17 protein-coding genes and 3 pseudogenes are annotated in these 21,231 nt (G+C 54.1%); 9 read left to right on the top strand and 11 right to left on the bottom strand.

The window, feature by feature from the left end; genetic code table 11:
* Window positions 1-423: 423 nt before the first annotated feature.
* Window positions 424-2,181, bottom strand: coding sequence for an AAA family ATPase (locus HF921_RS09865; RefSeq protein WP_215891936.1), 1,758 nt, complete (start codon window positions 2,179-2,181; stop codon window positions 424-426).
* A 502-nt stretch (window positions 2,182-2,683) separates the two neighbouring features.
* On the opposite strand from HF921_RS09865, the gene tnpA reads away from it, so the two are divergent.
* Together tnpA and tnpB are read left to right on the top strand one after the other, a co-directional pair.
* Complete coding sequence (tnpA, locus tag HF921_RS09860; protein WP_215891935.1) at window positions 2,684-3,013, top strand: IS66 family insertion sequence element accessory protein TnpA; 330 nt, start codon at window positions 2,684-2,686, stop codon at window positions 3,011-3,013.
* Window positions 3,004-3,237: pseudogene (gene tnpB / locus HF921_RS09855) on the top strand (IS66 family insertion sequence element accessory protein TnpB); the annotation flags it as partial. The gene tnpA and the pseudogene tnpB, both read left to right, overlap by 10 nt.
* Window positions 3,238-3,293: 56 nt before the next feature.
* On the opposite strand, the pseudogene HF921_RS09850 reads toward tnpB, so the two are convergent.
* A pseudogene (locus tag HF921_RS09850) lies at window positions 3,294-3,671 on the bottom strand (transposase domain-containing protein); the annotation flags it as partial.
* A 92-nt stretch (window positions 3,672-3,763) separates the two neighbouring features.
* Here HF921_RS09850 and tnpC point away from each other — a divergent pair.
* Window positions 3,764-5,032 (top strand): annotated as a pseudogene (gene tnpC / locus HF921_RS09845) (IS66 family transposase); the annotation flags it as partial.
* A 36-nt stretch (window positions 5,033-5,068) separates the two neighbouring features.
* On the opposite strand, the gene HF921_RS13690 reads toward tnpC, so the two are convergent.
* The 4 genes from HF921_RS13690 to HF921_RS09825 all read right to left on the bottom strand — a co-directional run bounded on the left by HF921_RS13690 (window position 5,069) and on the right by HF921_RS09825 (window position 6,979).
* Window positions 5,069-5,227 carry a type II toxin-antitoxin system RelE/ParE family toxin gene (locus HF921_RS13690; RefSeq protein WP_372444512.1) on the bottom strand — a complete coding sequence of 53 codons (159 nt, stop codon included), beginning with the start codon at window positions 5,225-5,227 and terminating at the stop codon, window positions 5,069-5,071.
* Between the two features lie 17 nt (window positions 5,228-5,244).
* The gene (locus HF921_RS09835) at window positions 5,245-5,499 is read right to left on the bottom strand and encodes a tyrosine-type recombinase/integrase (protein WP_215891933.1); all 255 of its coding nucleotides are present in this window, start codon (window positions 5,497-5,499) and stop codon (window positions 5,245-5,247) included.
* 361 nt (window positions 5,500-5,860) lie between these two features.
* Window positions 5,861-6,601, bottom strand: coding sequence for a M48 family metallopeptidase (locus tag HF921_RS09830; protein WP_064217995.1), 741 nt, complete (start codon window positions 6,599-6,601; stop codon window positions 5,861-5,863).
* A 132-nt stretch (window positions 6,602-6,733) separates the two neighbouring features.
* The gene (locus HF921_RS09825; RefSeq protein WP_064217994.1) at window positions 6,734-6,979 is read right to left on the bottom strand and encodes a hypothetical protein; all 246 of its coding nucleotides are present in this window, start codon (window positions 6,977-6,979) and stop codon (window positions 6,734-6,736) included.
* A gap of 354 nt (window positions 6,980-7,333) precedes the next feature.
* Here HF921_RS09825 and HF921_RS09820 point away from each other — a divergent pair, with 354 nt between their 5' ends.
* The 3 genes from HF921_RS09820 to HF921_RS09810 all read left to right on the top strand — a co-directional run bounded on the left by HF921_RS09820 (window position 7,334) and on the right by HF921_RS09810 (window position 10,033).
* On the top strand, window positions 7,334-7,954 hold the full coding sequence (locus HF921_RS09820; RefSeq protein WP_064217993.1) for a thioredoxin fold domain-containing protein: 621 nt from the start codon (window positions 7,334-7,336) through the stop codon (window positions 7,952-7,954).
* Between the two features lie 118 nt (window positions 7,955-8,072).
* The gene (locus HF921_RS09815; protein ID WP_064218012.1) at window positions 8,073-8,789 is read left to right on the top strand and encodes a VIT1/CCC1 transporter family protein; all 717 of its coding nucleotides are present in this window, start codon (window positions 8,073-8,075) and stop codon (window positions 8,787-8,789) included.
* 122 nt (window positions 8,790-8,911) lie between these two features.
* Window positions 8,912-10,033, top strand: coding sequence for a fatty acid desaturase (locus HF921_RS09810; RefSeq protein WP_064217992.1), 1,122 nt, complete (start codon window positions 8,912-8,914; stop codon window positions 10,031-10,033).
* Window positions 10,034-10,045: 12 nt separating this feature from the next.
* Here the strand turns inward: HF921_RS09810 and HF921_RS09805 are convergent, their stop codons facing one another.
* The 3 genes from HF921_RS09805 to rfaD are packed head-to-tail and all read right to left on the bottom strand — an operon-like array spanning window position 10,046 to window position 12,449.
* Window positions 10,046-10,441, bottom strand: coding sequence for a hypothetical protein (locus HF921_RS09805; protein WP_064217991.1), 396 nt, complete (start codon window positions 10,439-10,441; stop codon window positions 10,046-10,048).
* Between the two features lie 17 nt (window positions 10,442-10,458).
* Complete coding sequence (locus HF921_RS09800) at window positions 10,459-11,460, bottom strand: NAD-dependent epimerase (RefSeq protein WP_064218011.1); 1,002 nt, start codon at window positions 11,458-11,460, stop codon at window positions 10,459-10,461.
* On the bottom strand, window positions 11,460-12,449 hold the full coding sequence (rfaD, locus tag HF921_RS09795) for an ADP-glyceromanno-heptose 6-epimerase (protein WP_215891932.1): 990 nt from the start codon (window positions 12,447-12,449) through the stop codon (window positions 11,460-11,462). The genes HF921_RS09800 and rfaD overlap by 1 nt, the downstream gene beginning before the upstream one ends.
* 156 nt (window positions 12,450-12,605) lie before the next feature.
* Here rfaD and HF921_RS09790 point away from each other — a divergent pair, with 156 nt between their 5' ends.
* The 3 genes from HF921_RS09790 to HF921_RS09780 all read left to right on the top strand — a co-directional run bounded on the left by HF921_RS09790 (window position 12,606) and on the right by HF921_RS09780 (window position 17,958).
* On the top strand, window positions 12,606-14,591 hold the full coding sequence (locus HF921_RS09790; RefSeq protein ID WP_215849957.1) for a monovalent cation:proton antiporter family protein: 1,986 nt from the start codon (window positions 12,606-12,608) through the stop codon (window positions 14,589-14,591).
* Window positions 14,592-14,687: 96 nt separating this feature from the next.
* Window positions 14,688-16,655, top strand: coding sequence for an acetate--CoA ligase (acs, locus tag HF921_RS09785; RefSeq protein WP_215892173.1), 1,968 nt, complete (start codon window positions 14,688-14,690; stop codon window positions 16,653-16,655).
* 121 nt (window positions 16,656-16,776) lie between these two features.
* Window positions 16,777-17,958, top strand: coding sequence for a glycosyltransferase (locus HF921_RS09780; protein ID WP_064217987.1), 1,182 nt, complete (start codon window positions 16,777-16,779; stop codon window positions 17,956-17,958).
* Between the two features lie 7 nt (window positions 17,959-17,965).
* On the opposite strand, the gene clpB is transcribed toward HF921_RS09780, so the two are convergent.
* On the bottom strand, window positions 17,966-20,566 hold the full coding sequence (gene clpB / locus HF921_RS09775) for an ATP-dependent chaperone ClpB (RefSeq protein ID WP_064217986.1): 2,601 nt from the start codon (window positions 20,564-20,566) through the stop codon (window positions 17,966-17,968).
* A gap of 40 nt (window positions 20,567-20,606) precedes the next feature.
* Window positions 20,607-21,231: MFS transporter (locus tag HF921_RS09770; protein WP_215893739.1), on the bottom strand; the 625-nt coding region annotated here is incomplete at its 5' end.

Genomic DNA, 21,231 nt, shown 5'->3' with positions numbered 1-21,231 from the left:
TGACTTCGCACAGCATAGTCCTTAATAACTAGACTGCTGCAAATCCTCGGTATGCAGAAAAAAGAGGCGTAATTAGCCAATGACACGGAAACTTGATTTGGATTATTTTTTTCGTTCAGCCAGGAGAGTGTTAGAGCTGGAAGATTTTGCCATCAGTGACTACGGCCCAGAGTTTGCCAAGACTGATCTGATTAGCGAAAATGTGTGGCACAAAATTATGACGCTCCCAGACGATGTCGCAGTTAGGACTGCCAATCACCAAGGTAGGTGAATTGCGCATTTGCATGCGTTGTGGAGTGACTTGATAGAGATGTTTCCTCCTGAGGGAATATTGCGGATGACATGCTTGATGTAAGTGACGGCTTGGCAGGTGAACTTTTTAATTTAACCTATAGAAAATCCTATATGAAATACCAATCAAGGTTAGCTAGTTATGCCAATTACTTCTCTTATAATAGAAAGGACATGCTCAAATCCAATAAAATCTGCCTTGTCCTTCTTTTGCTCGCATAAGAATTTACATAATTCCATTTTTTTTAGATGCTTACTTGTGCCTTTGTCACCGTTTCCTTTATTGTATTCTTTTACCTGATAAAATCTATCTTCAAAAACATGAGCGGGTAAAATATTTTCAATGCCATACTGTATTTCAGTATTTGCATTGTTGCTGGGCATTATTCTGACATGGATATTTCCGTAATCTCCATGAGAACAGTTTCTTACATCATTATCATAAAATAATATTACCTTCCTGTTTGTGATCTGTGGTTTTGCAATTAGGAGATTCTGTACCGCAGACAAGGGATTCTTTCCAGAGTTAACAATCTGACCGCTTACTTCGTCTCTCGCACCTATAGATTGAATTTCAACCTTTCCAACCAGGTCAGAAGCGCCTAGTAGCTCGATAGCTGTTTTTAGGTACATAACATCAGTTTCACCTTCAGTAAATACAATAGGATTTGATCCAAGTTTTACATGCTCAATAAAACAATTTTCATATTTCTTTGTTAATTGCATAACCTCAAAAGCCTGTAAAAACTCGGAATATGACTCAGCAACAATCGGCACACCAGTTGGTAACTCAATTATCTCAATATCGTTTTCACCGTACAGATGAGTCATGCCAAGAATAAATAATGGTGAATGAGAAGAGAGAATAAATTGTACATTCGGAAAAAATTTAAATAATTTTGGTAAAATTTCATATTGCAAATCGGTGTGAATGTGAGCGTCAATCTCATCTATAATGCAGATTCCTTTAATTGTATCAGGCATAGGGAATCCCCCCGTTGCTTTATCAGCATATTTTAAAAGTGTAGCAAAAATAACAAGTAGGGTTGATTGACCAGACGACAACGATTCAACAGGTATGAGAGTTCGAAGGTGATCTTTTGATATGGCAAGTCCTTGTTGTAATATCCTATTTTGCCATACAAATTTGGCGGATAAATCATTAAGAATTAATTGCAATATGAGATTTATTGAGTCCATGACTTTCTTTTGTCTATGGTCAAGTCCACCAGTAATTGTGAAGGATAAATGTGACATTTCTTCGTTCAGCTTTACTTCGTGTATGTCATAGTCAGCCCTGCTGTCAAGCATAACAGACAAAATCCATTGTTTAATCTTATCTAGACCAGTCTGAGCATATATAGGTTTATCTAGCCTTCCTTGATAAGTGACTCCAATGTCGAACAGGTCACTTGGCAGGCTATTTTTATTAAGCCAGCTGGGTGGATCTGATCGGTTTGATGGAAAAAATACGTACACCCCAGATTCGAATATCTTTTTACTAATTTCAGATTTTAAGTCGAATTTTTTAACAATCTGATCAGGATTCCATGATAAACATTTTCTTAGGTCCGCTGGGACTCTTTCAGATATATCACCAATATTAAGAGTGCCTGCCTTGTCTATATAAAAGTAGTCATCTTCACCCTCAGAAAAACGCATGAGCGTGCAGTTAAACTGCCTACCAGACATAACAGTTACTCCACCTACAATCCTGAACCAATCACGCTGCTGCATAACCATATTGGGAACCACGTCTCTATAATGTGCAGACGCAGCCTCAAAAAAAGCATCAGCTACCATAGACAGCAAATTGGTTTTACCGCTACCATTCTTCCCTACAAAAATCAATGGTGCTGGTTTTCCTTCGGAGGTAAACTGGGTATTCAAGGAAAGCTTCTCTAGTGGCCCGACATTTTCTACATATAGGCTCTGTAGGTACATTGTATGATCCCGTTATGCTATGCCTGAAAGTAGGCTATCTATCATATAAATACTGCTGAAACCCACTAAACACTTCTCGCATCTTTCCCGACGCACCCAGATCCTCAAATGTATCAGCCAGTGCGTGATAGCGTAACCGTAGCAGAGGTGAAAGTTTGTCGGCATCCAGCTGTAACCGACTCACCCTTGCGGGTTGGCGCCAACCCGCAAGGGCCCACGATTATCTAGAATATGCATTGGGTCGGTTGGACGCATACGTCCGTTCCGGCCCTTCAACGGGCAACCTCGACCGACAACTGTTGATCGATACTACTCGTTCCTAAGCTACACAGGAAGGTCCGCTTGCGCTGCTACCCGCCCGTACATCGTAAGCGCTTAAGCAACCCCCACCTTCCCAAATTTTCTGGCCTGACCGATCCTGATCCGCGTTCAGCGAGGAGGGATGGCTATGACGAAAGACGAGAAGACCGCTTATTGGCGGCAACAAGTAGACGGGTTTCAGGCGAGCGGCCTTTCCGCCAAGAATTACTGTGCGCAGGAAGGGATCGCCGTAGCCACCCTGCATTACTGGCGCAAGCGATTTGCCGATGCGGTAGAACCGCGGCCGATGGTCCATAGGACCGAAGGGTTTTTGCCGGTCACTCTGGCACCGGTCCGGCCGTCTGTTTCGCTGGTAGAGATTATGCTGTTGTCGGGCCGCAGTCTGAAACTGACGGCACCGATGGATACCGGCTGGTTGCAAACCTTGGTGCGTGTCCTCGAAAGCCCATGTGGTTGAGTCCGGGCAGCCGCATCTGGCTAGCGGCAGCACCCGTGGATATGCGGCTGGGCTTTGATGGTCTGGCGGCCAAGGTTCAAGGGGTGCTGGCTGCCGATCCCTTTTGCGGCCACGCCTTCGTCTTCCGCAACCGCCGCGGCGACCGTCTGAAGCTCTTGCTCTGGGACGGTCTGGGTTTCTGGCTCATCTACCGCCGTCTGGATCAGGGGCGACTGCACTGGCCCAGAGCCGATACCGGCGCCGTGGAACTCTCCACAGCACAGTGGGCGATGTTGGTGGAGGGGCGTGCAGGCGCTACTGGTGCTTCGGTTCCTGGGCGGGAAGCCGTCACCGCCGCACTGTCTTCCAGAACGCTTTCGAGGATACTTTCCATCGCGGCGATTTCGGTATCCAACGCTTCTTCCCAGAGGCTGATCTGGTCGGGAGAGAGTTTTTCCGAACGGCGACTGAATCGCCAGCGCTGCAGTTTGGCGATGGTGCTTTCCAGGCGGGCGATGGTTTCATCACGCAGGGCGATAGCCTGTTCCTGTTGGGCGATATACCGGGCGCGTTCTGCCCATTCCGCTTCCTTTTCCTGTTGCGTCTGCAGCAGGCTCAGCACCAGATCGCGCAGCGCTTCTGGCTCTGTAGGAATGGGGGTGGAAGTCCTTGGATTCATGGAAGAATAGTACCCAAAAATGGGTATTTATACAAGCAATTTCCGTCACTTATAGCAAGGTAGGCAGGCATTTTTCCAGGGCCGGCAACGGGGTCCACGGCCGCCCGTCCCGCCGCCACCCCGGCCGCATGCAGCTGCCCGACACCTTGCCCCGAGTGGAAGTGCATCACGATCCTCTGACCTGCACCTGCGGGCAGTGCGGCGGCCTCCTGGAAACCGTCGGGGAAGAGATTAGCGAAAAACTGGATTATATCCCTGGACGCTTCCAGGTGATTCGCCATATCCGCCCCAAGCTGGCCTGCCGTCCCTGTGGCACGATTGCAAGTCCGGCATTACCGGCACAGGTGATCGACAAGGGCTTACCCACGGCGCGTCTGGTGGCCCACGTGATGACGGCGAAACATGTGGATCACCTGCCTTTATATCGGCAGGAAACCCAGTACTTGCGGGCGGGTGTCCCGATCTCCAGCGCCACCCTCTGCAGCTGGCTGGGCCAGGGGGAGTACTGGATCAGCATGCTCGCTGAAGCCTGCAAAATGGCTTTGCTGGAGGGCACTATCCTGCACGCCGACGAAACCCCCTTACCGGTGCTCCATCCCGGTAGCGGCAAGACGGACAAGGCCTACCTCTGGGTGTATCGCAGTCAGGCGGATGCCCCGCATCCCGTCGTGGTTTTTGATTATGCCCCGGACCGTAAGGGGATCCACGCGCAACACTTCCTGGGCGACTGGAAAGGGATACTCCAGACCGATGACTATGGGGGCTATGATGCCCTCTACCGCAAGGAACAAGTTATCGAAGCCGGATGCTGGGCGCATGTGCGGCGACACTTCTATGACGTGGAGCAGCGGGGTCCGAGTCCGGTGGCGCAGAAGGCATTGGCCTGGATCGCCAAACTCTATGCCATCGAGGCCGACATCAAAGCCTCCCCGTCGGATCAGAAAGCCGAAGCCCGCCAGCAGCGAGCTGGCCCGCTGCTGGAATCCTTCCGCGCCTGGCTCAGCGAAACCCAGATGCAAGTGGCGCCTAAAAGTGGTATCGCCAAAGCCATCGGTTACACCCTGAACCGCTGGAAGGCACTCACCCTCTACCTCGAAGAAGGTCAGCTCAGCATCGACAATAACCCGGTGGAACGGGCGCTGCGGGGCGTGGCCATTGGACGCAAGAATTTTTTATTCGTCGGCAATGATACTGGTGGCGAGCGTGCCGCGTCCTTCTACAGCATTATCGAAACCTGCAAGCTCAACGGCATTGAGCCCTTCGCTTACCTCTGCGATGTGCTCGAAAAGCTCCCCACATGGCCCAATAAAAAACTCCACGAACTCCTGCCGTGGAACTGGAAAAAAACCGCATTACCCTGATTGGCGCCAACCCGCAAGGGTGGGTGCGCTGAACGCTTACGCTTTCTTGACGAAAACATGAAGGATTATTAACCGTTTCCCTGTTGCAGTAACGTATATTGCTCTGGCAATCCCGTCCGGTGCCTTGGCGCGTATTTCCCATAGCTTGTCCTCCAGGTGCTTGATATGTGGCTCATGGACCTGTTCCAGACCCACCTGCTCAATCAGCTCCACTATCCGCGACCAATTTCTTCAACGGTAATATTCTCTTTCGCCTTCGCCTTGGATCCGGGGATGATCCACGTTCTACGCTCCATATTTACCTCTGCCCAGGTCATCGCCAGCACATTGGAGCGACGCGCCCCAGTCAGCAGGGACAACATGACGTAATCGCGCATGTCCGGGTTTTCCTCGGCGGCCAGCGCTTCAAAGAATCGCGGCATCTCGTCGGGATGCAAGCGACGATCCCGGCTTTCCTCCCGGTTCATCTTAGTGCTTGGGACCAGTGATTTTTAGTCATTCGGTCGCATATTCAGTCTATCATACTGTAAAACAACAGTTTACAGGTTGGACGGGCGACGCAATCAGACCCACTGATTCAGGTTGGACCATCCAACCTGTTAGCGGTAAAATGATCAATGTTGGCAGGGAAAGTATCTGGCTAAGTGATTGATGCGTCAAGATGCATGGGGGTAGATAAAACGCAATAAATGCCAGAATCTGAGACTCTTAATCAGCGGGTCGTGGGTTCGATCCCCTCACAACCCACCATATAGAGCAGGCACTTAAATGGTTTTTCTAGGTGCCTTTTGTTTTTCATCATGAGGAAAAACGGGGTGCCGGTGCCGTTCATGGGGTTTTGTTTTCGCATTCAGGCAATACCAGTGGTAACCCCTCCTTCAGCTTACTCTTCACTTGCCGCCAGTGCGGCATCACCCGGTCCAGAATGCCTTTGAAGCGGTCATTATGTAGCCGTTCCAGCAAGTGCGTCATTTCATGCACCACCACATATTCCAGGCAGGGCTCGGGGTATTGTGCCAGATCCAGGTTCAGCCAGATTCTTCGTGCCTGAATATTGCAGGTCCCCCAGCGGGTTTTCATGCGTTTGATGCCCCATTCCGCGACTTTTACCCTGAGAATGGGCTCGTATCGGGCAATGAGTTCAGGAATGCGTTCCTGTAGATTCTGTCGGTGCCAGGTTTGAAGCAGTCTTTCCTTATGGTCTTTGTTGGCGCCTTGCCGACAATATAGGTCAATAAAACGAGCGTGGCTGAGTTCAACGTGTCCGGCTTGGGTGGTGGAGTGGATTCTCAGCCGATATCGTTTGCCCAGGTAATAGTGACTCTCCCCGGATACATACGCACGGGGAGAGATTCTTTCCTGCCCGAGAAACTTTTGCTGCTGCTTTCTAATCCAGTTGAGGCGGCTGAGTACCGCTGCCCGTATGGCCTCTTCGCTGAGCCTTAATGGGGCCGCCACACGCACCCAACCAGTGGGCGGATACACCCCCAGGTGCAGGTTCTTGATCGGCTTCTTGACCACCTGCACGGACAGATCACTGACTTGCAGCGTGAAGGTTTCAGTAATCACCGCGTTGTTCCTTCACCAAGGTACTGCTGGTAAGTGAGCACCTGCCCCCGGCGATTTTGAATCAGGGTCTCCAGCAGTTCAGGCCTCTTTGGACTGCTGGGGGACTCGTCGGTAGAAACAACGGGAAGCCAGTTACATGGGCATCTTCTTATGGTTCATCATATATGCCTTGCCGCATTTGCCATCATGGGCCTTGATCATTGCGGCACTCACGCAATGCCCTTCACTTTTGGCAGAGACAGGCATGGCCGCCGGTTGCGCAGTCATCAATATCTGCGGCGCTGCCGCATCCGCTGCTATAGCGGTTAAAGGTAAGGCACCGAGAGTGACGGCGAATGCGGAACCGAGCGTGACAGACCAAACAAAATTCTGCTTCATGACTAACTCCTTATAGGGTTTGTGGTTCAGGAATAATGGACTGCGTTGCCGATGCATTATTAACATCGCCTACTGGCAGTTCGGGTTACCATAAATGAGGAATGCAATATAGTAAAGTCATATATCTGGCATGGCAAATTGAATGACATGCGAATCCATGCTAATAGCATAATTTTAAAGGTCATATATATATGACAGTTTATAATTTAAATCCAATAACATGTTTTTATATGAATAAGCGCATAGGGCAATTTTACCGTTGTTCATTAAAAACATGGAGAAGCTCCCTCAGCCTAATGCTATACTGCCCAACCTCGGAATACGGTCTTGCTCTCCCTCCAAGGAATCTGTTACATGCAAATTTCATTCAAGTCGGTTTTGATTAACACGCTGACACTGGCTTCCACAATGGCGTCCGGTTTGACCTGGGCGGGTGCCGTCGTCGCCCCTCCCGTGCATCTCACCTATCCCAAGAAAATGACCGCGCAGTTCGTCTGGAATCAGGTCCTTGCACGGCAGGCCACCTATATCCAGGATGGGGACAAGGGGCCAATCATTTACGATTTCCAGGATCCCAACTGTCCCTATTGCCACGTCCTCTATAAAGCGGAGGCACCGTTGATTCGCGCCGGTCTGTTGACTGTGCGCTACGTGCCGGTGGCCTTTATCTCGCCCAACAGCCTGCCGGAAGCCGCTGCTTGGCTGCAGGCGCCGCAACCAACACAGGCTTTGCAGCATTTCGAGAACATCATTGGGCCGAGTTTCCGGAATGGCGGCACGAAAGACCTGCCGAAAGCCTCGCCGACCGAAGATACTCGGGCCGATCTGCGAGAGAACATGAAACTGCTGGGCTCGCTCGGCTTTCAGGGGACGCCGGCAATCATTTTCCGCGCGAAATCTGGTCAGTTGGGCCGTATCCCAGGGGCTATTTCCGAAGCTCAACTCAAACGGCTTTTACCGAAGCTCGCCCCCTGATTGGGTTGACGTAACATGGACTCGGATGAATGCCCAAATCTGTAAGGGCCTCTGGTACAATAGCCCTGACAAAAAAGATTCGGCTGCGGAAGACTAGACAGGAAGGAGGATGCAAAAAATGGCACGAATCGTATCTCTTTCCAGGCACCACCAAGAAGACCATCGCCATAAGAACATCGGCTGGTTACGGGCCAGTGTGCTCGGTGCTAACGATGGCCTGCTTTCGACAGCGAGCCTGCTTACTGGTGTGGCGGCCGGGCGAGCGAGCCATGAACAAATTTTACTTGCTGGTGCCGCAGCGCTGGTCGCTGGGGCCTTTGCTATGGCGGCTGGTGAATATGTATCCGTGAGTTCACAGGCCGATACCCAGCGGGCCGATCTTGAGATTGAAAGACGGGAACTGAAGAAGAGTCCCGATAAAGAACTTCTTGAGCTCCGCGATATTTATATGGCGCGTGGCCTTGACGAAGCGCTGGCCCAGCAAGTCGCTGCGCAGCTTATGCAACGTGACGCCCTCGCCGCGCATGCGCGCGATGAACTAGGCCTGACGGAAATGGCCACGGCTCGGCCTGGCGAAGCTGCTTTAGCCTCAGCCGCATCTTTTGTATGTGGCGCTTTATTCCCGGTGCTGATCGCCGCTTTCGTGCTTCACAGCGAGGTGCTACCAGCCCTGTATACGACCACCATTCTGTTGCTGGTGATCCTTGGCGCGGTTGCTGCCAAGGCTGGGGGTGCATCCATGATAAAGGGCGCTCTCCGCGTTCTCTTCTGGGGAGCCCTCTCAATGGTCAGCACCACGCTGATCGGCTACCTGCTTGGACATGCAGTAATCTAACGAGCCTGACAATCTGTTTGGAACGCTTTTACCTCGTGCCTGCCTTGCTTTTCAATTGCATAATAGGACACGTTGGTATATTGTACGGCATGAAATGGACTTGCTAGGGAGCACGTTTTGCCATGCCACTTACTTCCTCCGGTGCTGACTATAAGGCATTGCACCCCATCAAGCTGCAAACCATCCGCGAGGCTATCCGACCGGAGCGTTATCGGCGTTCAGCGGCTATTGCCGTAGCTTGGTATGGTTTCGATGCGCTTCTTTATCTGTCGGCTATTGCCGGTGCGTTGCTCGTCGAAGCCTGGTGGCTTAAGTTGTTGTTCGGGCTTCTTGCCGGGTCGGCAGTCGCTTTTATGTTCGTCTGGGCGCACGATGCGGCGCACGGCGCCCTTTTCCAGAGCAAACGCACTGCCGAAATCATGGGCACAATTTTCATGCTGCCCTCGTTGAACATGTATCGCCTCTGGGCCTTTGGGCACAACCGCGTCCATCATGGCTTTACCAGCCTGACCACTGTCGACTGGGTATGGCGTCCATGGACACCCCAAGAATATCGAAGCAAGCCGGTTTGGCAGAAAATGATCTACCGCTTGGAACGCAGTCCTTACACCTGCGCCCTGCACTATTTGTTGCGGATCTGGTGGCCGGGCATGGTGCGTTTCAAAGCGGATGCCAAAAGCAAGGATCGGCAGGTATTTTTCTATAGCAAAATAGTGACGTTGGTGTTTTTTCTCAGCTTTTCCGCGCTGGCGTATTGGGCGGCAGGCATGATGGGCGTCATTGCGGCGGTAATCCTGCCCTTTCTGTTATTCAACTACTACATCGCCTTATTTGTCTTTCTCCATCACACGCATCCTAAAGTACCCTTCTTCGCAGAGAAAGAGGAGTGGAGCCAGAGCATTGGCCAACTGTATTGCAGCACTATTGTGCGTTGCTCAAAGATCAGCGAGTACCTGATCCACAATATTTTGCTCCACACGCCGCACCACGTGGACCCCCGGATCCCTTTCTACCATCTGAAGGGGGCCTACGAAGATTTGCGCGCGGAATACGGCCAGTATATTCATGAAACGCGCTTCAGCTTTTTTGAGGTTCGACGTATATTCAAAGAGTGTAAACTATATGATTATGAGGGGAAATGCTGGATGAGCTTCCGCTCCGGCCGTAGTTGGATTGAGGAAAAGGCCGCTGACATCGCCGCATCCGCCGCCTCGTCCGTGTATCCAGGCAAAACGGCGCACTGAGTAAGTAATGTGTCAGTCTTCTGAGAGATCCGGGTGCCGGTTTCTCTGTGCGGGAGGGGGCGTGTTGAGCGCCCGAAGATGCAAAATCTTCAGAAGTCGCTCGACCAGTGGATACAAAAGAACGGCGGAAACAGCCAGATAGACAATACCAGAGTAAAGTGCATAAACACTGGCAAACAATTTGGCGACTGTGCCGTGCAAGCCGGAAACCGGCCCCATGCCACTAAGAATCATGCTGGCATTCAGCAGGCTGTCGATCCAGCCGATATGCGCCAGAAAATGATAACCCAACACGCCCATGCCGAGGGAAAGCAGCATGAAACCCAGGCCTGCCCCCGTGTAACGCAACTGGCGCCATAGGAATTCCGTGCGGCTGCGAAGGGTTAACGGTTGATGAGTACGCATCATAATTCAGAAAGTTTCCCTCAGCCGTAATACTGGCGGTACCAAGTCACGAAGTGTTGCAGTCCCTTGTGCAAGGAGGTGTCTGGGGCAAAATCTATGCTTTGCTGTAATGGTGAAACGTCGGCATAGGTAGCCACCACATCGCCATCCTGCATGGGGAGCCATTCAATCTGTGCGGATTTACCGAGGCATCCCTCCAGAGTATGGATGAAGTCCGTGAGTGCAATGGGCGTGTGGTTGCCAATGTTGTGGATGCAGAATGGTGCCGCACTGCTTGCCGGGTCTTCCGGCCAGATATTTTGCGCTTCCGGTGCATGCGGAATGAGGCGCGTCACCCCTTCGATGATGTCATCAATATAGGTGAAGTCGCGCCGCATTTGGCCGTGGTTGAATACAGGGATGGGTTGGCCGGCCAGAATCTTCTGTGTGAAGCTGAAATACGCCATATCGGGACGCCCCCAAGGCCCGTAGACGGTAAAAAAGCGCAATCCCGTACTGGGGATGCCATACAGGTGGGCGTAGCTGTGTGCCACGAGCTCGCCGGCCCGCTTGGTGGCCGCATAAAGGCTGAGCGGATGATCCACCGGATCATGGACGCTGTAGGGCAGACGATTGTTGGCACCGTATACAGAACTAGAGGAAGCGAAGAGCAGGTGACTTACTCCCTGCGCACGGCAGCCCTCCAGCACGTTCAAAAAGCCCACGACATTGCTATCCACATAGCTATGCGGCGCTTTCAGGGAATGCCGTACCCCCGCCTGGGCAGCCAGATTGATGACGACGTCAAAGTGTGGGCCCGCAAAGAGCGTCTGCATAGCCTCGCGATTGGCCAGATCCAGAGGCTGAAACTGAAAAGCGGGATGCCCCTCCAGTTGCGCCAGGCGATCCCTTTTCAAACTGGGATCATAGTAGTCGTTGAGATTGTCTATGCCGCTGACAATCCAGCCATCCGCGAGTAAGCGACGAGCCATATGAAAACCGATGAATCCCGCAGCACCGGTAACGAGCACCCGCCCGTCCATCAAGCCAGCCGCTCCGCCAGCCATCGTACGTAGCGATCCACCCCCTGCTCCACCGTCAGGAAAGGTTTGGCATATCCCGCGCTACGCAACTTACCCACCTCCGCTTGGGTGAAACTCTGATATTTACCGTTCAGTGCCTCGGGCATGTTGACGTAGCGAATAGTCTGCGCTTTCTGCAGTGCAGACAGGCTTTGTGCCGGGTGGTCTGCGCGGCGTTCCAGACTATTGATCACGGCGACCGCCACTTCGTTGAAACTCTGCGCCTGCCCGGTACCCACATTGTAGATTCCGCTGTGCGGGTGGTCCAAAAAGTGCATATTGACGGCAACCACATCGTCTATGTGAATGAAATCACGCCGTTGCTCGCCATCGGCATAGCCATCCGTACCCGCAAACAAGCGAACATGATTATCCAGCCGATATTGGTTGAAAAAATGCAACGCTACCGAGGCCATGCGATTTTTGTGGAATTCGCGTGGGCCGTAGACGTTGAAATAGCGAAAGCCATGCACCGGGGCCCGCAAGTCTGCCCACATCCGTCGGAGATACTGGTCGAACTGGAATTTGCTGAATCCGTAGATGTTGAGCGGGGATTCCGCGGCACGCTCCTCGACGAAGGCGCCGGTCATACCATAGACAGAGGCGCTGGAGGCGTAGAGAAAGGGAACATTATGACGCTGACACCAATGTAGCAAAATTTTGCTGAAGGCGAAGTTGTTTTCCATGACGTAACGGCCATCGCTGGCCATGGTGTCGGAGCAGGCCCCTTCGTGAAAAATAGCCTCGATGCCCTTCAGGTGTCCATTTTCTACCAGGCGGAGAAAAGTTTCCGCCTCCATGTAATCGGTAAGTTCCAGATCGGTGAGATTGAGAAACTTGTCGGCGCGGGTCAGGTGGTCCACGACGAGGATATCCGTAATGCCCCGCTGATTGAGGGCTTGCACGAGATTGGCACCAATAAAACCGGCACCGCCAGTAACGATGTACATGCGTGATCCTCCTTTTCCCGCTATCATAGCAGAAAGCCGACGTCTTCCTATAAGGCGCCATAGCTCTGCCCTTTGTCCGGGCTCAGACCTTTCTATTTCCTGCCGCAAACAATAAATGGCGCTCCGGAGAGGGTGTCGCCATATCCGAGGAGGAACATGCAAGACCACGGTCTGTTGACGATTATCCTGCTCCTGGCTACCGGGGTGCTGCTGGTCGGTTTTCTGCGCTACCTGCGTCTACCGGCGGTGTTTGCTTATCTGCTGACCGGCATCATTCTCGGTCCACATGCCCTGGCTGTAGTGCCGGATCTTGCCAGTACCCGACAACTCGCCGCTTTCGGTGTGGTTTTCCTGATGTTTAGCATCGGGCTGGAGTTCAGCCTGGCGCAGTTTTTGAGCATGCGTCGCCTGGTCTTCGGAATGGGGCTGGCGCAGGTGGTCTTGACCAGTCTGATTTTCGTCGGCATCGCTTTGCTCATCCCACTTTCCTGGAAGACCGGCGTAATCCTCGGGGGAATTCTGGCCATGTCGTCCACCGCCATGGTCGTGCGCGCGCTGGCCGAAAAAATGGAAATCCAGACCCGGCACGGACGTATCGCGGTGAGCGTGCTGCTTTTTCAGGACCTGGCTGTAGTGCCGCTACTGATCCTGATCCCTGCCCTTGCTGGTTCGACCACTAATCTGCCCCATGATTTGGCTATGGCCGGACTCAAGGCGGTGCTGGTGCTGTTGGTTTTGCTGGTGATCGGGCGACCGGTGATGCGGCCCTGGTTTCAGTTTGTGGCCAACCGTAAGTCCACAGAGCTGTTTATGCTCAATGTGTTATTGGTGACCTTGGGTTTGGCATGGATCACCGAACAGGCGGGATTGTCGCTGGCTTTGGGGGCCTTTGTGGCGGGGATGCTGATTTCCGAGACGGCCTACCGTTATCAGGTGGAAGCGGACATCGCGCCTTTCCGCGACATTTTGTTGGGGCTCTTTTTCGTCACCATCGGTATGCTCGTGGATCTCCCCGCGTGGTGGGCGAATCTGGCCTGGGTTTTAACCGTGCTGGCCATGCTTCTGCTGTTGAAGGGTGCGCTGGTCTGGGGGCTGGCCCGTCTTTTCGGCTACGAGCCGGGCGTGGCATTGCGCTCGGCCATCGTGCTGGCGCAGGCAGGGGAGTTTGGCTTTGTGCTACTGGCGTTAGCCAATCAGTACCAACTGTTGCCCGCCCACGTGCTGCAACCGGTCCTCGGCGGTATGCTCGTGTCGATGATGCTGGCGCCCATCCTGGTGGAGCGCAATGGCTGGTTGGCGCGCCAATTGGTGGGCAGCTATCGCGGCCACCGCGATCAGCAACTGGCTGACATCCGCTCGGCAAATTTGCAGGCCCATGTCGTGCTCTGTGGCTACGGCCGGGTGGGACAAAGTGTGGGGCGGGTCTTGGAAGAGGAAGGTATTCCCTTTGTGGCCCTTGACCTGGACCCGGTACGCGTACGCCAGGCGCAGTCTGCGGGTGAGTCGATCTTTTATGGGGATGCCAGTCGCCGCGATGTGTTGCAAGCGGCAGGGATTTTTTCGGCTCGGGCTGTAGTGATCACCTATGCGAATGTCACGTCGAGCCAGCGCGTTTTATCCATTATTAAGGAGTTGCGACCCGATCTGCCGGTAGTCGTCCGTGCCCATGACGACAGTCAACTGGAGAAGTTGGAGGCCGCCGGAGCCGATGAAGTGGTGCCGGAAGTGACCGAGGGTGCACTGATGCTGGCCTCGCAGGCCTTGTTGCTGATGGGCTTCCCGATCAGTACGGTACTACGTCGGGTGCGGCGCTTCCGGCAGGAGCGTTACCAGTTTTTTCGAGGGGCCTTCTGGGGGAGTTCGGAGCCGGGCGAAGATCAGGATTCGGCGCGACTGGCGTCTATCGCTCTGGGCGAAACGGCTTTTGCCATCCACCTCAGTCTGCGCGAACTGAATCTGACCAGTTTCGGGGTGGCGGTCGTAGCGGTGCGCCGTCATGGGATTCGCGGGCGCGAACCTTCTCCTGATACGGTACTCAAGCCCGGGGATGTGCTGGTGTTGTTCGGGACACCAGCGGCGCTCACCAAAGCTGAGACCTATGTGTTGGAAGGCAATATGATACAGGAAGCGGCAACAGCGTGAGCCCACCGGTCACCATACGGGTGGCCACAAAGTTTGTGCAGTGCTATGTTTGGGAACTGCCTGTTCATTCATGATGACACCTTCGCCGAGTAATCCATGCCACCATCCATTGACTCTACCTTAGCCGAAACCCGCTCCTTTGCCGTCTCTGCTGATTTTGCCCGGCAGGCCAATATGAATGCGGAAACCTTTGCTCGTTTGAATCGTCAGGCGACCGAAGATCCCCATCGCTTCTGGGGAGATTTGGCGCGCGAATATCTAGACTGGGATCTTCCGTTTCAACAGGTGCTGGAGGCCGATCATGCCCCTTTCTATCGCTGGTTCAGCGATGGTCAGCTCAATGTGGCGCACAACTGCGTGGATCGCCACCTGCAAGGAGCAACCCGGCACAAGGCGGCCTTGATTTGGGAAGGCGAGGATGGCAGCGTCAAAACCCTGACCTACGCGCAGTTACACCGCGAAATGTGCCTTTTTGCCAATGCTCTCAAACATCAGGGGGTACAAAAGGGGGATCGGGTCGCGATCTACATGCCCATGGTGCCAGAGGCGGTCATCGCCATGCTCGCCTGTGCGCGGATCGGGGCGATCCACACGGTGGTGTTTAGCGGATTCTCTGCGGAAGCCCTCAAGGACCGTCTGGAGGATACGGATGCCAAGATACTGATCACCGCCGACGGCGCCTGGCGTGCGGGCAAGCTTGTGCCACTCAAACGCCATGCGGATCAGGCTCTGCTGCGGGAGCGTGAACATTCCGTGCAGCGGGTTATTGTCCTACGTCGTACCGGTGCCGAAATCGATATGCAGGAAGGTCGCGATGTCTGGTGGGAGGATGTCATCAGCGGTATGAGTGCCGATTGCCCTGCCTTACCTATGCAAGCGGAGGACCCGCTTTTCATTCTGTATACTTCGGGCAGTACCGGTAGACCTAAAGGGGTTTTCCACAGTAGCGCAGGCTATTTGCTTTGGGCCATGCTCACCACTCGCTGGGTTTTTGATGTCAAACCCGCTGATGTCTACTGGTGTACCGCCGATATCGGCTGGATCACCGGCCATAGCTACGTGGTCTATGGTCCGCTGGCGAATGGCGCCACCATCTTCCTTTATGAAGGGGCACCCATGTATCCGCAGCCGGACCGGTTCTGGGAAATGATTGCGCGGCATGGCATCAGCATTTTCTACACGGCACCGACAGCAGTGCGCGCCTTCATGAAAATGGGCGACGAATGGCCGCAGCGCCATGATCTTTCCAGCCTGCGACTCTTGGGTTCGGTGGGCGAACCCATGAATCCGGAGGCCTGGATGTGGTACCACGAACAGATCGGTGGCGGGCGCTGCCCGATAGCCGATACCTGGTGGCAGACAGAAACCGGGGGGCACATGATCGCGCCATTGCCCGGTGTGGCGGTCAACAAGCCGGGCTCTTGCGCCCTTCCCCTCCCCGGTATCAGCGCGCGCATTGTCAACGATCATGGCGACCCCATCACCGCTCCTGATGCCGGTGGCTACCTGATCATCGATCGACCCTGGCCAGGCATGTTGCGGGGCGTCTGGGGTAATCCGGAGCGCTATGTAGAGAGCTACTGGGCCAAGTTTGGTAATCGCTACTATATTGCCGGGGACAGCGCGCGCTGCGATGCCGACGGTTATTTCTGGGTGATGGGACGCATTGATGACGTGCTCAATGTCTCCGGGCATCGTTTGGGCACAGCGGAGGTGGAATCGGCGCTGGTGGCACATCCTGCGGTCGCGGAAGCGGCAGTGGTTGGCATTCCTCATGAAATCAAGGGTGAGGCCATTTGTGCTTTTGTTATAGTGAAACATCAATATCAGGGCGTTGATCGTGATGAACTGGGTGCGGCACTACGGGCGCAGGTGACCGAACTGATCGGGGCGATAGCCCGTCCTGACGACATTCGCTTCACTGACGCCTTGCCGAAAACCCGTTCCGGTAAAATTATGCGCCGTCTGCTACGTTCTCTTGCTCGCGGCGAAGATATCACCCAGGATACCAGCACATTGGAAGATGAGGGCACCTTGCAGCACCTGACCACCGTTAAAAAATAAGGGCTCCTACGCCGCACCGCATATCACGGCGGCGTCATCAAACTGTCATCTTGCTCTGGCAGACTAAGGGAGATTCCGGCATGCGGGCTGGGAACCTCCTTTACATTGCCGGAGTCGTATCTTGCGCATTCTGATGATTACGGATACCTATTTTCCCCGAATCAGCGGGGTGGCCAGTTCTATCGAAAGCTTTCGTGCAGGATTGATTGATCAGGGGCATGAAGTGGATATCCTGCTCCCTGCCTATGACGGTCGCAAAAAATATACATCAGATAACGATGAGCGGGCGTTATGGCGTATACCTTCCTGGCGAATTCCCCTGTATCCCGAAGAGCGTTTCATGAAGTTTCGTGCCTTGCGCTCCGTGCACCGCAACCTGAGCCAGACCGCTTACGACCTGATCCATATTCAAACCCCATTTGTTGCCCATTATCACGGGGTGCGTCTGGCGCGCCGCTGGCGCATACCTGCTGTGCTCTCTTATCACACTTACTTTGAGGGCTATGTGGATTATTATTATCCAAAAATTCCCCGCAGCCTGCGCCGCGACTCAGTCCGGCGTTTATCGTGGCAGCAATGCCATGGAGTCGATGGCGTTGTCGTGCCGTCGCGCGCCATGGCGGAAATTCTCTGGAGTTACGGTATCAATCAGCCCGTGCGGGTCATTCCGACGGGGGTGAGGCCCGAGCATTTTTCGGAGGGCAAAGGCGCGGAATTTCGCAAGCGGCACAGTATTAGCGAGCAACGTCCCATCCTGCTTTATGCCGGCCGAATTGCACCAGAAAAAAATATTCCATTGCTGTTCAATGCACTGCCGCATATTCTGGAGCAAATACCGGATGTATTATTGATGCTGGTCGGTGATGGCCCGGCGCGGTCAGTGTTGGAAACCCTCGCACAGTCACGAGGTCTAGCGGGTTCGATATGCTTTCTCGGTTATCTGGAGCGAAAAGAGGCCTTGAAAGACGCTTATGCAGCTGCTGACCTTTTCGTGTTTCCTTCTCGGACGGAAACGCAGGGAATGGTTTTGATTGAGGCGTTGGCGGCGGGATTGCCGGTGGTGGGTGTACCCGCGCTGGGCAGCGTGGATCTGCTTGGCTTAGGTAAGGGCACTCGCAGTGCCCGCAATGACCCCATGGATTTTGCTGGTCATTGTATTACCTTGCTGCGAGATAATGGCCAGCGAGCACAATTAGCAGCAGAAGCCCGCCAACTCGCCGCAGAATGGTCGGAAGGCCGGATGGCCCAGAACTTGTCACAGTTCTACGCCGAGATCACCGCTCGGGCTGCCCTTGTTTCGTAACCCAGACTCAGTGTGGGCGTCGTCCGGCAAAGATAAAGCTGTCTCCTTCAAGAAGCACTTCAATAATCTCACCGGGTCCGAAATCACCCCGCAGCAGTTGCTGCGCGAGGGGATTTTCGATTTCCCGCTGAATCACCCTTTTCAGGGGACGCGCGCCATAGGCGGGGTCATAGCCGACTTCGGCCAAACGATCCAGTGCGCCATCACTCAGTACCAGACCCATATCCCGTTCGCGCAGTCGTGCCCGCAGGAAACCCATCTGAATCTCAGTAATCTCGCGGAGCTGCACTGCGGTGAGTGGATGGAAGATGACCAACTCATCAATGCGATTGAGAAACTCCGGGCGGAAATGATCCTGCACCACATCCATTACCGCAACGCGCATGCCGTCATAATCCCCCTTCCGACCGAATTCCTGAATCCGGTCGGAACCCAGGTTGGAGGTCATGACAATCACCGTGTTGCGGAAATCCACGGTGCGTCCCTGGCCATCGGTAAGGCGGCCATCATCGAGCACCTGCAGAAGGATATTGAAGACGTCCGGGTGGGCCTTCTCCACCTCATCCAGCAAGATGACGGAATACGGTTTGCGCCGCACCGCTTCGGTAAGGTACCCGCCTTCTTCGTAGCCCACATATCCGGGAGGCGCCCCAATGAGGCGCGCCACCGAATGTTTCTCCATGAACTCACTCATGTCGACACGCACCAGATGGTCTTCACTGTCGAAAAGGAACTCGGCTAAGGCCTTGCTCAACTCCGTTTTACCGACACCCGTGGGGCCAAGGAAAAGGAAAGAACCATTGGGACGCCTGGGATCTGACAGTCCTGCCCGGGAGCGGCGAATGGCGTTGGATACCGCAGCGACGGCTTCGCTCTGGCCCACCACTCGCGTCTGTAAACGCTCCTCCATTTTCAAGAGTTTTTCCTTCTCGCCTTCCAGCATTTTAGAGACAGGGATACCTGTCCAGCGGGCAACCACTTCGGCGATTTCTTCTTCGCCGACCTCCGTGCGCAGCAGGGTGGGTTTAGCACCTGAACCAGTAGATTCCGCATGGATTTCGGCATGGCGCAGTTGCGCTTCTAATGCCGGAATGGAACTGTATTGCAGTTCCGCCATACGTTCTAAGTCGTTGGCACGGCGTGCCGTATCCAGTTCGACGCGCTTACGATCCAGTTCTTTTTGGATTTGTGAAGTACCCTCGATCGCCAGCTTTTCGCCCTTCCAGACTTCTTCCAGATCCTGATATTTGCGCTCTAACTCACTGAGTTGATTTTGTAGAATGCCAAGACGCTTACGGCTGGCTTCATCCTTTTCCTTCTCCAGCGCTACCCGCTCAATATTCAACTGAATGATGCGGCGCTCCAGTTCATCCAGTTCCTGAGGTTTGGAATCGATCTCCATCTTAATGCGGGAGGCGGCTTCATCCATCAGATCTATGGCCTTGTCGGGCAGGTTACGGTCGGTGATATAGCGATGTGAAAGTTGCGCTGCGGCGACCAGTGCCGGATCGGTAATGCGTACGCCATGATGGGCTTCATAGCGTTCTTTCAGGCCGCGCAAAATAGCGATGGTGTCTTCCACGCTGGGTTCGTCCACCAGCACGCGTTGAAAACGGCGCTCCAGAGCCGCATCCTTTTCGATGTATTTGCGGTACTCATCCAAGGTGGTGGCACCGATGCAATGCAATTCACCGCGCGCCAGCGCTGGCTTGAGCATGTTGCCAGCATCCATGGAGCCCTCAGCTTTTCCTGCCCCAACCAGCATATGAATCTCATCAATGAAGAGAATGATTTTGCCTTCACTCTTCTCCAGGTCGTTGAGCAAGGACTTCAGGCGTTCCTCGAATTCGCCGCGGAACTTGGCACCCGCGATCAGTGCCCCTAAATCCAAACCCAATAGGCGTTTATCACGCAAGGATTCTGGCACTTCGCCATTGATCAAGCGCAGGGCCAGTCCTTCGACGATAGCCGTCTTGCCCACTCCTGGCTCGCCGATCAAGACCGGATTATTCTTGCTGCGGCGCAGCAAGACCTGAATGGTCCGGCGAATTTCGTCGTCACGGCCAATGACCGGATCCAGTTTGCCCTGACTGGCCCGCTCCGTGTAGTCAATGGTGTACTTCTCCAGCGCCTGACGTTGCTCTTCGGCATTAACGTCATTGATTTTTTCACCGCCGTGCAGGTCGTGGACGGCCTGTTCCAGATCTTTGATGGTGGCGCCCGCCTCTTTCAGAAGGCGCCCAGCTTCACCCTTGTCATCCATCAAGGCCAGTAGGAAGTGTTCGGTGGAGATGTACGTGTCGCCGCGTTTTTGCCCTATCTTGTCGGCCAGGTTGAGCATATTGGTGAGATCGCGGCCTACTTGCACCTCTCCCGGATGCCCTTGTACCTTCGGCATGGACTCCAGCACGCGGTTCAACTGATTGCGCAGGGCATCGACCCGTACGCCGGCTTTCGACAGGAGTGGCCGGGCGATGCCACCTTCTTGGTCAAGAAAAGCAATCAGTAGATGGATGGGGTCCATTTGCTGATGATCCTGGCCTAGAGCGAGACTCTGGGCATCCTGGAACGCCTGTTGAAATTTGGTGGTCAGTTTATCGGTACGCATGAAGTGACTCCCATAGATTGGCACTGCTCAGAAAATGGGATCATTCGGCCTCTTTTTCAAGAGCCGGTGCGGGTTGTAGTGCCCATATCAGGAAAAATGCACCTAAAAGTGCCAGCAGCGCCGCTGCGGAAAAAGTGCCTCGTCCACCCCAATGCGCCCAGGTCCAGCCAGCTCCGAGCGCTCCCAGACCTCCTCCCAAACCATAAACGATGCTCGCGTACAGAGCCATACCGCGTCCGCGCAGAACACCGGGAAAGCGCTCCGACAACCAATGTACGGCCGCCAGGTGAAAGGCGCCATAGCTCGCCGCGTGCAGGGTTTGCACCAGAATGATCCATATCAGCCCCGGCCACCAGGCGATTACCCCCCAGCGCATGGCGGTCAGAATAAAGGCGCCGGTGAATACCAGCGGCACGCCCCGGCGCCGGATAAAACGATCACCCCACCAGAAAAAGGCGACTTCGCAGAGCACTGCAAATCCCCACAGCATGCCGACAGCGGCGCTCCCCAGACCGTGCTGTTCCGCATAGATAGAATAAAACGCGTAATAAGCGCCATGACTGGCCTGTTCCAGCAAACCCGCCAACAGGAAAAACCAGAGGCTCACATGGCGGAACGCACCGCTGAGGCGGGGACGTGGTGTATCGGCGTCGGGCAGCGCGCTA

Origin of the sequence: Acidithiobacillus ferriphilus, from assembly GCF_018854775.1 — a bacterium.
In the GTDB taxonomy this organism is placed as follows: domain Bacteria; phylum Pseudomonadota; class Gammaproteobacteria; order Acidithiobacillales; family Acidithiobacillaceae; genus Acidithiobacillus; species Acidithiobacillus ferriphilus.
This window is presented reverse-complemented; position numbering and strand designations above follow the sequence as displayed.

What these genes read in the sequence shown, in the direction of transcription:
- HF921_RS09825 (WP_064217994.1), bottom strand. Translation starts at nt 6,979, where the DNA reads ATGAAGCAGAATTTTGTTTGGTCTGTCACGCTCGGTTCCGCATTCGCC.
- HF921_RS09820 (WP_064217993.1), top strand. Translation starts at nt 7,334, where the DNA reads ATGCAAATTTCATTCAAGTCGGTTTTGATTAACACGCTGACACTGGCT.
- rfaD (WP_215891932.1), bottom strand. Translation starts at nt 12,449, where the DNA reads ATGTACATCGTTACTGGCGGTGCCGGTTTTATTGGTGCCAATCTCGTG.
- clpB (WP_064217986.1), bottom strand. Translation starts at nt 20,566, where the DNA reads ATGCGTACCGATAAACTGACCACCAAATTTCAACAGGCGTTCCAGGAT.
- HF921_RS09835 (WP_215891933.1), bottom strand. Translation starts at nt 5,499, where the DNA reads ATGAACCGGGAGGAAAGCCGGGATCGTCGCTTGCATCCCGACGAGATG.
- HF921_RS09800 (WP_064218011.1), bottom strand. Translation starts at nt 11,460, where the DNA reads ATGGACGGGCGGGTGCTCGTTACCGGTGCTGCGGGATTCATCGGTTTT.
- HF921_RS09790 (WP_215849957.1), top strand. Translation starts at nt 12,606, where the DNA reads ATGCAAGACCACGGTCTGTTGACGATTATCCTGCTCCTGGCTACCGGG.
- HF921_RS09815 (WP_064218012.1), top strand. Translation starts at nt 8,073, where the DNA reads ATGGCACGAATCGTATCTCTTTCCAGGCACCACCAAGAAGACCATCGC.
- HF921_RS09805 (WP_064217991.1), bottom strand. Translation starts at nt 10,441, where the DNA reads ATGATGCGTACTCATCAACCGTTAACCCTTCGCAGCCGCACGGAATTC.
- HF921_RS09810 (WP_064217992.1), top strand. Translation starts at nt 8,912, where the DNA reads ATGCCACTTACTTCCTCCGGTGCTGACTATAAGGCATTGCACCCCATC.
- acs (WP_215892173.1), top strand. Translation starts at nt 14,688, where the DNA reads ATGCCACCATCCATTGACTCTACCTTAGCCGAAACCCGCTCCTTTGCC.
- tnpA (WP_215891935.1), top strand. Translation starts at nt 2,684, where the DNA reads ATGACGAAAGACGAGAAGACCGCTTATTGGCGGCAACAAGTAGACGGG.